General features: G+C 70.6%; 13 protein-coding genes and 2 pseudogenes. 6 read left to right on the top strand and 9 right to left on the bottom strand.

Annotated elements, in window-relative coordinates; all coding sequences use genetic code 11:
* A pseudogene (locus tag BUB75_RS43905) lies at window positions 1-215 on the bottom strand (CDP-alcohol phosphatidyltransferase family protein); the annotation flags it as partial.
* A gap of 235 nt (window positions 216-450) precedes the next feature.
* Between BUB75_RS43905 and BUB75_RS43900 the strand changes: the two are divergent.
* Window positions 451-1,098 (top strand): annotated as a pseudogene (locus BUB75_RS43900) (FkbM family methyltransferase); the annotation flags it as partial.
* 3 nt (window positions 1,099-1,101) lie between these two features.
* On the opposite strand, the gene BUB75_RS43895 reads toward BUB75_RS43900, so the two are convergent.
* Window positions 1,102-1,566 (bottom strand): hypothetical protein, encoded by a 465-nt coding sequence (locus BUB75_RS43895; RefSeq protein WP_084742561.1) that lies wholly within the window; start codon window positions 1,564-1,566, stop codon window positions 1,102-1,104.
* 122 nt (window positions 1,567-1,688) lie between these two features.
* Window positions 1,689-2,405 (bottom strand): siderophore-interacting protein, encoded by a 717-nt coding sequence (locus BUB75_RS43890; RefSeq protein ID WP_084742558.1) that lies wholly within the window; start codon window positions 2,403-2,405, stop codon window positions 1,689-1,691.
* Window positions 2,406-2,461: 56 nt separating this feature from the next.
* Between BUB75_RS43890 and BUB75_RS43885 the strand changes: the two genes are divergently transcribed.
* Genes BUB75_RS43885 through BUB75_RS43875 form a run of 3 tightly spaced genes read left to right on the top strand, consistent with a single transcriptional unit; the run spans window position 2,462 to window position 4,275 of the window.
* Window positions 2,462-2,881, top strand: a complete 420-nt coding sequence (locus tag BUB75_RS43885) for a MerR family transcriptional regulator (RefSeq protein ID WP_073266842.1) — start codon at window positions 2,462-2,464, stop codon at window positions 2,879-2,881.
* Window positions 2,882-2,914: 33 nt separating this feature from the next.
* Window positions 2,915-3,349: a PadR family transcriptional regulator gene (locus BUB75_RS43880; RefSeq protein ID WP_084742555.1), complete on the top strand. Its 435-nt coding sequence runs from the start codon at window positions 2,915-2,917 to the stop codon at window positions 3,347-3,349.
* Window positions 3,346-4,275 (top strand): hypothetical protein, encoded by a 930-nt coding sequence (locus BUB75_RS43875; RefSeq protein WP_073266838.1) that lies wholly within the window; start codon window positions 3,346-3,348, stop codon window positions 4,273-4,275. The genes BUB75_RS43880 and BUB75_RS43875 overlap by 4 nt, the downstream gene beginning before the upstream one ends.
* A gap of 77 nt (window positions 4,276-4,352) precedes the next feature.
* Here the strand turns inward: BUB75_RS43875 and BUB75_RS43870 are convergent, their stop codons facing one another.
* The 4 genes from BUB75_RS43870 to BUB75_RS43855 form a co-directional block, all read right to left on the bottom strand.
* Complete coding sequence (locus tag BUB75_RS43870; RefSeq protein WP_073266836.1) at window positions 4,353-5,714, bottom strand: permease prefix domain 1-containing protein; 1,362 nt, start codon at window positions 5,712-5,714, stop codon at window positions 4,353-4,355.
* Entirely contained in the window at window positions 5,711-6,076 is a 366-nt protein-coding gene (locus BUB75_RS43865) for a PadR family transcriptional regulator (RefSeq protein ID WP_073266834.1), read from the bottom strand. The genes BUB75_RS43870 and BUB75_RS43865 overlap by 4 nt, the downstream gene beginning before the upstream one ends.
* 63 nt (window positions 6,077-6,139) lie before the next feature.
* Window positions 6,140-7,024: a siderophore-interacting protein gene (locus BUB75_RS43860; RefSeq protein ID WP_218618145.1), complete on the bottom strand. Its 885-nt coding sequence runs from the start codon at window positions 7,022-7,024 to the stop codon at window positions 6,140-6,142.
* A gap of 95 nt (window positions 7,025-7,119) precedes the next feature.
* Window positions 7,120-7,611: a signal peptidase II gene (locus BUB75_RS43855; RefSeq protein ID WP_218618144.1), complete on the bottom strand. Its 492-nt coding sequence runs from the start codon at window positions 7,609-7,611 to the stop codon at window positions 7,120-7,122.
* Between the two features lie 55 nt (window positions 7,612-7,666).
* Between BUB75_RS43855 and BUB75_RS43850 the strand changes: the two genes are divergently transcribed.
* Window positions 7,667-8,491 carry a class I SAM-dependent methyltransferase gene (locus tag BUB75_RS43850; protein WP_073266829.1) on the top strand — a complete coding sequence of 275 codons (825 nt, stop codon included), beginning with the start codon at window positions 7,667-7,669 and terminating at the stop codon, window positions 8,489-8,491.
* A gap of 121 nt (window positions 8,492-8,612) precedes the next feature.
* Window positions 8,613-10,199: a right-handed parallel beta-helix repeat-containing protein gene (locus BUB75_RS43845; RefSeq protein WP_178380145.1), complete on the top strand. Its 1,587-nt coding sequence runs from the start codon at window positions 8,613-8,615 to the stop codon at window positions 10,197-10,199.
* Here the strand turns inward: BUB75_RS43845 and galE are convergent.
* Both galE and BUB75_RS46910 read right to left on the bottom strand, forming a co-directional pair.
* On the bottom strand, window positions 10,112-11,203 hold the full coding sequence (galE, locus tag BUB75_RS43840) for a UDP-glucose 4-epimerase GalE (RefSeq protein WP_073266825.1): 1,092 nt from the start codon (window positions 11,201-11,203) through the stop codon (window positions 10,112-10,114). The two genes, BUB75_RS43845 and galE, sit on opposite strands and share 88 nt — an antisense overlap.
* Window positions 11,204-11,248: 45 nt before the next feature.
* The coding region (locus BUB75_RS46910) for a glycosyltransferase family 2 protein (RefSeq protein WP_218618143.1) at window positions 11,249-12,091 on the bottom strand (843 nt) is incomplete at its 5' end.

Genomic DNA, 12,091 nt, shown 5'->3' with positions numbered 1-12,091 from the left:
GCGTTGGCGGGGCCGAGTGTCGTGGCGCCGGATCGGAGTAGTGCTCCGGTGAGCAGTGCCCAGGTGCAGAGGGCGAACGTCGAGCCGGCCAGCCATCCGGTGGTGCCGAGCCCGACGCTCGCGGCGAGACCACCGAGCACGGCGGCCTGCAGCAGGACCCCCGCGGCCGGACCGCAAACCGGACTCGCCGTGCTGACTCGAGCATCCAACGTCACTGACTCACCCGTTTCGCCCAGGCGCGACGTTGTGTCGCGCGCCGGGAACACGGGAAGAAGGCTGGGAGGGTTCAGCGGGGCCGGGCAACGATGCTGCGGGTTATCGTTCGGCGTGACCCTCAACAGCGCCAGAATCTCCTCCCTCAAGGCCGACCCGGCGGCGGCGCCGATCCACGGATCGCTGGACTTCTACTACGGAAACGCCGAGCACGACGCAGCGTTGGACGCCTTTTACGCGCAGTTCGTGCGGCCGGGAGACCTGGTCTTCGACGTGGGCGCGCACGTCGGTGACCACACGGGGAGTTTCCGCCGGCTCGGGGCCCGGGTCGTCGCAGTGGAGCCGCAACCGCTGTGCAGCCGCGCGATCCGGACGATCTACGCCGACGACGCCGACGTGGTCGTCGTCGAGGCCGCGTGCGGTGCGTCCGAGTCGACGGTCACGTTCTATGTGAACTCGGCGAACCCGACGGTGTCCACGGTCTCCAAGGACTTCGTGGAGGCCGCCGACGGAGCCGGTGGCTGGGAAGGCCAGGTCTGGGACACCGAGATCCACGTGCCGACCGTCACCCTCGACAGCCTGATCGGGCAGTACGGCACGCCCGCGTTCACCAAGATCGACGTCGAGGGCTTCGAGGACGCGGTGCTGGCCGGGCTGAGCACCACGTTGCCTGCGCTGTCGTTCGAGTTCACGACGATCGAGCGTGCGGTGGCGCGACGCGCGCTGGACCGGGCCGCGGCCCTGGGGTTCGAGCGCTTCAACCTCTCCCTGGGTGGCAGCATGACACTCGACTTCGACGCGTGGGCGTCGGCGGAGACGATGGCCGCCCACCTCGCAGCGCTGCCCCACGAGGCCAACTCCGGCGACGTCTACTGCCTGCCGTAACGGTCAGGGAACCGCTCCGGACGCCGTCGTCACCCCTAACGCCACGCCGTACGCGCAGCCCACCAACCCGAGCATCGTCGTCGCCTGCCGCCGCAGGCTCTGCCGGAACCGTGGGATCTCGTCCGGCAGCGCGAACACGCGCGCCGGCCAGTGCCGCCAGGACACGTTCGCGAAGATCGCCGCCGCGACGAGGTACAGGCCGACTGCGACCGCGTAACCGATCGTGACCGACCCGTCGGCGAGCAGGGCCACCGCGCTGCCGCTCACGATCACGCCGCCGATCAGGCCGACGACCCGCCACCGGTTGCCCTGTGCGAGCGTCGTGACGAGCTCCTCGCGGCGAACCAGATCGTCGATCGCCCGGTCGAGAGCGGGCTGCACCACCCGCAGGCTGTAGGCCATCGACCCCAGCCACACCGCGGCGATCCCCAGGTGGATCATCGCGAAGCCCCACGTGAGCACCGCCATCACGCAGGCACCTCCCAGAGCGCTCCGTACCCGATCTCGCTGTGCGGTCGAGTAGACCACCGACCGCCGACAATTCCGTACCGGGGCCATTGTGGATCCCGGCGCCCAGCGCCGGTGACCCGCTACTCCATGCCGCGTTTGCCCGGTGTCCAGTGGGCGGAGACCCGCACCGACCGCCGTGGCCAGCCGCGTTCCTCCCGCAGGTACCGCCGGATCGCCAGGCACGCCTGCTGCTCCCCGGCGAGGTAGGCGACTCCCGGTTCGTCCGGCAGCTGCAGGTCGCGGACGGCGTCCGCCAGACCTCGATCGTCCCGATCGATCCACGGCAGGTCCGCGCCGAGCGCGGGTATCCGTCCTGCCCTCCCGGCCGCCTCCAACATGCCGTGGACGACGTCCGCGGGCGACAGTGCGGCTCGCATCGCCAGGAGCGGCACCGCGCCGGACTCGTCACCGGCGAACAGGTGCCAAGGGGCGGCGGGATCCACCCGGAACACACCGCGCGGCCCGGTCAGCAGCACTGTGGACCCAGGTTCCGCGGACGCCATCCAGGTGCCGCCGGGGCCGTCCGGGCGGCCGGTGCCGTCGAGGCCGCGGAGCACCAGTTCGGATCGCTCGGGGGTGTGCGTCCAGATCGAATAGGTGCGGAGCACGTCGAAGCTGAGCCGTCCCAGCGCCAGCCGGACGTTCTGCCCCGGAGTGGTCGTCCACCGGCCGAACTCCGGTGCGGTCAGCGTCACCTCGTGCATCGCGTCGCTGACCAGCACGTTGTCGACGACCTGCGCTGCGGTCAGCAGGCCGCTGCCGACCGCGACCCGTCCGAGAACATCGGCGGCGCTCATCGGCGCCGCCTCGCGAGAAGGTTGCCCATGCGCAGACGATCGGCCCTAATGTGCACATGAAGTCAAGCCCCGCATTGACGATCGGCCAGGTTGCTGCCCGGTACGGGGTGGCGCCGCACGTGCTGCGGCACTGGGAGGACGCCGGCCTGCTCAGCCCGTCCCGGGAGAACGGGCAGCGTCGGTACTCCGAAGTCGACGTTCTCCAGGTCCGGCTGACCCGCATCGGGCGCGAACTGGGGCTCGGGCTGGGCGAGATCCGCGAGTTGTTCACGGTGCACGACACCGGCGACCGGGCGGAAGCGCTGGTCCGGCAGCGGGCGGTCGTCGAGAAGCGAATCGCTCAGGCGCGGCGTCGGCTGGAGCTCATCGAAGGCGCTCTGCTGTGCCCGCACCCGGACTACCGCACCTGCCCCGAGCTGGCCGCGATGCTCGAAGACTGGGATGACGAGGGAGAGTATGTCCGTTCAACTCCCTAACGGGTAGTTGCGCCCCTATGTAGAATCCCGAGTATGGGAGAATTCAGAGTGACCGTCGCGGTCGCCGCCGTGCTCGCCGGCTTCCTCGATGACCCTGCTGCTGACCGCTACGGCCTCGAGCTGATGGAGCGGTCCGGGCTGCCGAGCGGCACGTTGTATCCGATCCTCACCCGGCTGCAGCGCGCGGGCTGGGCCGAGACGCACTGGGAGGAGATCGATCCGATCGAAGCCGGCCGCCCGGCCCGGCGGTACTACCGTCTGACCGCCGACGGCGTCGAGCGGGCCCGGCACGCCCTCGCCGTCCTGCACGCGCGAACCGGCTCGTCGCCCCGCACCCAGTTACGGCCGGGCACGGCGTCGAGGCTCGCCGACCGGTTCGCCCGATGGATCCCGGGCGGCATGCCCGGCGCGGCCCGCGCGGCCGGCGCCCCCGGACCGCTCGGCGCCCCGACGGGGGTGGCCTGGTGAGCGGGGGCCTGCCCGCACCAGTCGCCGCGATCGCCGGGGCGCTGCTGCGATCGGCCGCGCGTCGCTGGCCGGACGAGGAACGCGCGGACGCCCACCGCGAGTGGGAGGCCGAGCTGCACGCGATCGAGGGGAGCCGGCTCCGGCGGTCGGCGCGGGCGCTGCGGTACGCCGCGAGCCTGGCCGTGGCGTCGCCGCCGCAGGCGCCGCAGCGCGACGGAGTTCGTCCGCGGGCCGGGAGCGGACGGGTGACGGTGCTCGCCGCGGTGGGGGGCCCGATAGTCGTCTGCTTCGGCGTTCTGGTCGTGATCGGAGCGTTCGAGCGGCTCGTCCCGGTCGTTTACCGGCTGTCGTTCGGCTGGATCGCGATCGCGATCGTCCTGACGCTGATCCCGATCGGCGTCGCGGTGGCTGCCTGGAAGTTCGGCGGGCTGGTCGGACGCCGGCTCGGGACGACGTCGTCGTGGGTGCGGATCGTGCTGATGGCGGTCGGCCTGGTGTTGCTCGTGCCGCCGATCGGCGCGGCCAACTACGCGAGCCTGATGTTCACCGAGGACTCCCTGCGTGCGCTCGTGGCCGCGGCGGTGCTCGTCGTCGGAGTCGCGGCCACGTCGGGTCTCGCCCGTCGTTCGCGGCCGGCGGCGATCGTGGCGGTGCTGGTCATCGCCGACATCGCGGTCGCGCTGGTCGGGCTGGTGGACGTAGCGGTGACCGATCTGTCGCCCGCCTCGAGCCCGCTGTGGTTCCCGCAGGTCGTGTTCTGGCCGTGGGAGGGCCCGCTGCCGGAGTCGATGCTGCTCCTCAGCAACTCGAGCCAGTGGTTGGGTAGCTTGCTGCCCACCGCGGCGTTCGCGGTGGCCGGCTACGGCGTCGCGATGACCCGCGCGGCCGGGCGGGAGGCCGCCGTGCCGGTAGCTGTCCCGGCCTGACCGGCCGGAGCGCCGGGGCGCGGCTCGCGCGCCCCGGCACAGCGCGCGAGCCGCGGCCCGGCGTCCCCGCGGTGGCGTCAATCGAACTGGAAAACGACGGGGAAGAGCAGCACGACCGCCCACGCCCACACCGCGTACACCGCCACGTACCCGGTCTGCCAGCGTTCCAGGCGCGCGAACGGCATCCGGCCGCGGATGAACCCGAGGAACAACCACGCCGACCACGCCAGGTTCGCCAGCAGGATCAGGTTCTCGCCCAGCGCCGCGGACTTGTTCGGGGTGAAGCCCCACTCGGTGATCCGGCCGGTGATCGCGAGCAGCACGACGACGTCGATGATCAACGCGCTGACGACGAGCCCGAGCTGCAGGCGGTCGAACAGGCCCGGCCGGGCCGTGAGGTCGCGCGCGGACAGCGAGTACAGCAACAACCCCAGCACGACGACGAGCAGCAGGTCGAACAGGATCAGGACGTCACGGTCGACGTCGATCCCGTTCTGGGTCACGACCAGCGCGACCAGGAACGCCAGCAGCGTCACCGCGAACAGCGGCGTGAAGAGCCGCGCCACCACCGGCGCCATGTTCTCGATGACGCTCTTCTTGGCCTCCACCAACCATGCCGCCACGACCAGCGCCGCCACCCCACCGCACGGCAGCAGCCAGGCGCTGATGAACTCCTCGGGGTCGATCCCGATCGCGTTGAACGTGCCGGCGGTGAACGCGGTGAGCACACCGCCGCCCAGCGCGAGCAGCACCAGGTAGATCAGCCACTCGCCGCTGAACCGGATGAAGTCCATCCGCCGCCGGCCCGACCGCCAGTCACCGCCGACATAGGCGACGCCGACCACCAGCCACAGCGCCAGCGGCAGATGGATCGCGGTCAGCACCAGCGACTGCGAATCCTCGTCCATCGGATACACGTTCGCGCCGACCGCACCCAGGACGAACAGCCCCGCGACGGCACCGATGGTTCGCGCGCTCGCCCGGCGCTGCCACAGGAAGTACGCCGCCATCGCCGGAAGCGCGAACAGGCTGAAGTTCCGGAGCCAGAACTCCTCGTTGTCGCCCAGGCCGAACAGGGCCGGGATCTTGATGCCGACCGCCGCCGCGCCCGCGCAGATCACCATCGCGATCAGCTCGCGGCGGGGGCGGTCTGCCGTGGCCGGGTCTGGTTCGCCGGGCAGCACCAGCTGCTTCCACAGCCGCTCCGAGTGCTCGCGGGCGAACTCCCGGGACAGCTCGTCGAGGCTACCCATGCGCTTGACCGCGATCAGGAACGCCTCGTCGGCGTGGAGCCCCGATTCGGTCAGCTCGGTGATCCGGTTACGAAGGTGGTCTTCCAGCTCGTCGGCGTCGGCACGGGCCAGTTCCTGGCGCCGGTCCATGTAGCTCCGCCACGCGGCGATCTGGCTCTCCAAGCCTTCTTGGCTGTCCACGGTCATAGCCCCGCTCCGAAGGCCGGCGCACCCGGGGACTGGGCGTTGCTCCAGACGCCGCGCAGCGCGTCGACGACGGCAGCCCACTGCCGACGCTGTTCGACGAGCTCCGCCCGGCCCTGCTCGGTGATGCGGTAGTACTTCCGGCGGCGTCCGCCGGACGGTGTTTCCCAGAACGACTCGACGTGCCCGAGCCGCTCCAGGCGGTGGAGCAGCGGGTACAGCAAACCGTCGGTCCACTCCAGCTGCCCGCCGGACAGCTCGTTGACCTGCTTGAGGATCGCGTAGCCGTAGCTCTCACCCTCGGCCAGGATCCCCAGCACGAGCGGCGTCGCCGAGGCCGCGACGAGATCTTTGGTGATGTGCATTAGGCCGCCTAACCCTAGAACTGCGATGCATAGTAGTTCTAGGTATAGCGACTATGGCAAGCCTTACAGGCCGAGGCGGGCCAGGCGCTCGTCGTACTGGATCTCGATGTCGGTGAGGTCCGCGTCGACGCTCCAGAGCGCCTCCAGCGATTCCTTCGTCTCCGCGTCGAGCGCCGCGTAACCCTCGCGCCAGCGCTCCGCGCCGTCGGTCCAGTACCCGACGGTCTTGAACGCGGTCGACGGCAGGCCCAGCTCCTTGCGCAGGTACTTCCGGACGCCGCGCATCTCGCGGGTCTCGCCGGCCACCCAGATGTAGCCGACGCCGTCCGGCCGCGGCAGCGACCGTACGCACTGTTCGAGCCGGCTCGGAGCGTGCCCGTTGCCGCCGTGGATCCAGGTGACCTCGACGTCCGGCCCGGCGGCCAGCTCGATCTGGTGCTCCGCGTCCGGCACCTCGAGCACCACCCGCGTCCGGACACCCGCCGGAACGTTCTCGATCAGCCGGGCGGCGGCGGGCAGCGCGGCGAAGTCGGCGATCAGGAACTGCCAGGCCAGGCCCTCCGGCGGGTCGTACATGCCGTCGGGGGTGTTCAGGCCGACCAGGTCGCCGGGCGTCGCCTTCCGGGCCCACTCCGCCGCGACCCCGCCGTCGTGGATGACGAAGTCGATCGTGACCTCGCCGCTCGTCGCGTCGAAGTCCCGCACCGTGTAGGTGCGCATCGTGGCCAGGTCGATCGACCCGTAGTCCAGGCAGTTGTCGGTCACCGTCGGTAGGATCGGCTCCCGCGAGTCGGCGGTGGGGAAGATCAGCCGCAGGTACTCGTCGCCGACGCCGGTGGTGGCGTAACCCTCCAGCCCGGTACCGCCGAGCACGATACGACGCAGGGCCGGGGTGAGGTCTTCGGTGCGGACGACTTCACCAGTCCACACCCGCATGGGCAAGCTCATGGGACGACAGCTCCTCGGGCCGCGGGCACGGTGCACAGCGGTTCCGAACGCATCGGGACCGCCTGATTAGGTTAGGCTAACCATTCGAACCGCGGCTACGGGGTCGACGGAACATCCTCGCGCACCGGCACCCCGCGCCAGCTCAGGAACGCGAGCATCGCGGCGCCCAGGACGAGTGCGATGTCGGCGACGTTCCCGACGAACAGCCCGTTGTAGTCGATGAAATCCACGACGTGCCCGCGGGCGAAACCCGGCTCGCGGAACAGGCGGTCGCCCAGGTGCGAGACGGCGCCACCCAGCACGGCGCCCAGCGTCAACGCCCAGGCCGGCGACGTCACGCGGCGGCCGTAATACAGGATGCCGGCCACGGCCGCCGCGGCCGCCAGCGTGAAGACCCAGGTCACGGACTCGCCGATGGAGAACGCGGCGCCACTGTTGTAAACCAGGCGAAAGTCGATCAGCGGCGGCAGCACCGTGATCTCGCGACCGTCGGTGAGCGCCCGGACCGCCCAGAACTTGGACGCCTGGTCGGCGACGAGCACCAACACGGCCATCACGAGGAAGCGCCCGTACTTACCGCTGTTCACGGCCCCGACGATACGGTGCCGCCGCCGGTAGCCCGAACGGCCAGGAGGTCGCACGATGAGCGACACCGAGAGCGCAGCATTCAACACCTTCGAGGCGGCCGGCTGGCAGCAGCGGTCGCAGGCGTACGACCGGTTCTTCGCCGGTATCACCGGCCGGCTCGCCGACCCGCTGCTGGACGCGGCCGGCATCGTGCCCGGCACCAAGGTCCTGGACGTCGCCACCGGCCCCGGGTACGTCGCCGCGGCGGCGTTACGGCGGGGCGCCGACGTGGTCGCGGTCGACATAGCACCGGCGATGGTGGCGCTGGCCCGTCGTCGATCGCGCGGTCTGGACGTGCGGGTCGGCGACGCGGAGTCACTGCCGTTCGGCGATGGATCATTCGGCGCGGTCCTGAGCGGCTTCGGGCTCATGCATCTTGGTGATCCCGAGCGGGCCGTGGCGGACTTCGCGCGGGTGACCGCCCGGAACGGCCGGGTGGCGGTCAGCGTCTGGGACCGCCCCGACCGCGGCCGGCTGGCCGGCCTGTTCGCGGACGCGGTCGCCGAGGCCGGCGCCGCGCCACCGGACGAGGTGCCGCCCGGTCCGGCGTTCTTCCGCTTCGCGGATTCCGCGGCACTCGAACGGCTCCTGCGCGGTGCGGGCCTGGCCGACCCGCGGGTCGAGGTCGTCTCGTTCGCGCACCGCGTCGGTTCTGCCGCCGAATTGTGGGACGCCATGCTGGCGGCCACCGTCCGTACCTCCGCGACGATCACCGGGCAGACGCCGGAGACCCGCCGCCGGATCCGGTCGGCGTACGAGCGCCTGGCCGCCGCCTACGCGGATGCCGATGGGCTCGCCGTCCCCGTCTCGGTACTCATCGGTTCCGCACAAAAACTCTAAAAACTCTCGATTAGGGGAATCATGGAACTAAATCCATGAAACACCTATTTGGGAGATTGGGATGCGGAGGTCCGCGGACGCCTGCAAACGGTGGGGAGCGATCGCACTGATACTCGGTGCCATGGTCGCTCCCGCACTCCCCTCACACGCGGCCGCCGCTGCGGCGGGACGAACGTTCTATCTCAGCGCCACCGGCAGCGACGCCGCCGACGGCCGCGCGACGACGACGGCCTGGCGGACGCTCTCCAGGGCGAATCGCGAGACGCTCGGTCCCGGTGATCGGCTCTTGCTCCAGGGCGGCGCTCGATTCACCGGTCCGCTGGTGATCAGCGCCTCCGGAACCGCCGAGCAGCCGCTGGTCGTCGGGTCGTACGGCACCGGGCGCGCGATCGTCGCGGGCAACGGCGACTCCGGGATCTTCGTCTGGAACGCCGGTGGCATCGTGATCCAGGACCTGACCGTGATCGGGGACGCCGGGGCGTACACGCGGGTCGGTGGGATCTCGATCTACCTCGACAAGGCCCGGACCACCCGGGTGCCGTACCTCCGCATCGCCCGGGTTGAGGTGAGCGGCTTCAAGAACGGCATCGACATCGGCACGATGGTGAGCGGCGCCGGATTCCAGGACGTCCTCATCGAATCCGTGCTCGCACACGACAACCGGGACACCGGCGTCCTCGTCTACGGACCGCCGTTCGGCCCGGCCGGCGGCGCGTACGCGCACGCCGACGTCCGGGTGCGCAGCGTCAACGCGTACCGCAACCTCGGCGACCCGCAGAACCTTACCGCGAACACCGGCAGCGGGATCGTGCTCGGCAGCGTCGACGGCGGGGTCATCGCGGATTCGACCGCGTACGAGAACGGCTCCCAGTGCCGCGCGCCCGAGGGACCGTACGGAATCTGGGCGTACGACTCCCGCCGCATCACGATCGAGCGGAACATCGCCTATCGGAACCGCACCGGTGCGTCCATCGACGGGGGCGGCTTCGACCTGGACCAGAACGTCGGATCCTCGGTGCTCCAGCACAACCTGTCGTACTCCAACGACGGGCCGGGAATCATGGTCTACACCGGTCGCGCCAACGATCTGAACACCGGCAACACCGTCCGGTTCAACATCAGCGTCGACGACGCGCGCGGCGCCGGTGACTACGGCGCGATGACGATCGCCGGCCGGATCAGCGACGCCGCGATCTACCACAACACGATCGTCTCGACCCGGCATCCGGTTCTCCAGCTGGCGACCGGGCCACGCCGCACGGTGATCGCCAACAACGTCTTCGTGGCGCTGGGCGCCGTGCCGGTGGTCAAGGCCAACGGCCTGACCACCGGCGAAACACGCCTGACCGGCAACACCTACTACGGCAGGGTCTCCGGTCCGCTGCTGCTCTGGGGCACCGGGGCGTACACCTCGGTCGCGGTCTGGCGCACTGCCACCGGCCAGGAGGCCGACGGCGCCGGGTTCGACGGCGACCCGCGGCTCCAGGACGTCACAGCGGTGCCGACGGTCACCGTTCCGGCGCAGCGCAGCGCGGTCACGCAGTACACGCTCCGGTCCGACTCACCGCTGGCCGCCGCCCGCACGACGTCCACGTTCACGCTCCCGTCCGGGATCGCGGACTACTTCGGCGCGACGCTGGGCGTGACCAGGTCGGCCTGGGCGGGCGCCTCCCAGCCAGGGCCGCTCGCCGTGGCGGCCCCGGCGTAGCCGGACGGGTTGAGCCGCTGGAACTGCCACGCGTCGCGGCACATCGTGGCCAGATCGCGGGTGGCGCGCCAGCCCCACGCCGCACGGACCGCACGCGGGTCGGCGACGAGCCGAGCGACGTCGCCGGCCCGGCGGCCCACGATCCGCACCGGGATCGGCACGTCACAGGTCTCTTCGAACGCGCGCACGAGCTGGAGGACCGACGTGCCGACACCGGTGCCGAGGTTGAAGACCTCGAAGTCCGCACCGACGTGCCGCAGCGCCGCGCGGTGGCCGTCAGCGACGTCCAGCACGTGGATGTAGTCCCGCACGCAGGTGCCGTCCTCGGTCGGGTAGTCGTCGCCGAACACCTGCAGCTCGGGGCGGCGTCCGACGGCGACCTGGAGCAGGAACGGCATCACGTTGTTCGGCACGCCGGTCGGGTCCTCGCCGAGCAGCCCGGTGGGGTGCGCGCCGATCGGGTTGAAGTACCGCAGCGCGACGGCGGTCAGCTCGGGGTACCGGCGGCAGGCGTCCGCGATGAGGTTTTCGCAGAACCACTTCGAGCGGGCATACGGGTTGGTCGGCGAAGCCGGCTCGGCTTCGCCGAGCGGCGTCCGGTCGGTCTGCCCGTAGATCGAGCACGACGACGAAAAAACCAGGCGGTGGACGTCGTTCCGCAGCATCGTGCGGAGCAACACCGTCGTCGCGCCGACGTTGACGTCGTAGTACTCCAGCGGGATGTCGACGGACTCGCCGACGGCCTTCTTCGCGGCGAAGTGGATCACCGCGTCGATGCGGTGCCGATCGAAGACCGTGCCGAGCAGGTCGGCGTTCCGGACGTCGCCCCGGTAGTACGCGGTGAGCGGCCGTCCGGCGATCGCCGCCACTCGTTCGAGAGCGAGCGGTGAGCTGTTCGAGTGGTCGTCCACGACGACGACGTCATCACCGTGCCGCAGCAGTTCGACGCAGGTATGGCTGCCGATGAAGCCGCCACCACCGGTGACCAGGACTGTTCGGGTCATGAATTTTCCTCGGTGTATTCGACCGGGCCCGGTCCCGGCGGTCGGTCAGAGCAGGAGCATGCGCAAATGGACGTAGGGATAACTGGCGATCGCGACGCCCAGCGGGATGGTCAGTAACACCGCGAGCACGAACGGGACCCGCGCCGTGCGCTCGAGCGCGTAGCGGAGGTTCGTCCCGGTGGCAGTGGCGGCTTCTCGCGCGTGCAGCAGCGGCACGCTGAGGCTGACGATCGTGTACGTCGCCGCGGCGAGCAGGCAGAGCAGCAGGTAACCCCAGGACGGCGTGCGGGTCACGTACTCACCGGCCAGCGCGAACGTCGACATCGTCAGGCTCAGGAACAGGTACGGATAGATCACGGCGGTGGGGAGGCTCTGGAATCCGTCGGCGCCCTTCGGGGTGACGCGGAAGTCGATCGGTGTGGGCCGGATCCGCTGCACGACCGCGGCGACCACCCCGCGCAGGATGAGCGGCCAGCGGGTGAGCATGTAGAGCCACTCCTCCCAGCTCAGCAGCGGCGCCGTGTTCGGACGACGGACACCGGCCCACCGCAGGACGAGCCCCATCCCCAGCGCCCAGCAGTTGACCGCGCCCCAGCGGACGAGGAACTCCAGGTAGGGCACGTTGACCCACTGGAGACCGGTGACCACCGCGATCGGTGCGAGGCAGAGTCCGCCGGCGATCGTGAACGTGAGGATCGGGTAGTACAGCAGCGCGTGCAGGAACCGGATCCGCAACGACCAGGGCATCCGCCGGAGGTGGGCGGTCATGCCCAGCAGCACCACCGTGAGGCTGCGCGACCACTGGAATTCCTGGGTGAGCATCGCGGCGAACGTGGGCGGCCCTTCGCCGTGGGCCTCGGCGTCCAGGGCGAACGCGCCTTGCCAGCC

Origin of the sequence: Cryptosporangium aurantiacum (assembly GCF_900143005.1) — a bacterium.
Lineage (GTDB): Bacteria > Actinomycetota > Actinomycetes > Mycobacteriales > Cryptosporangiaceae > Cryptosporangium > Cryptosporangium aurantiacum.
This window is presented reverse-complemented; position numbering and strand designations above follow the sequence as displayed.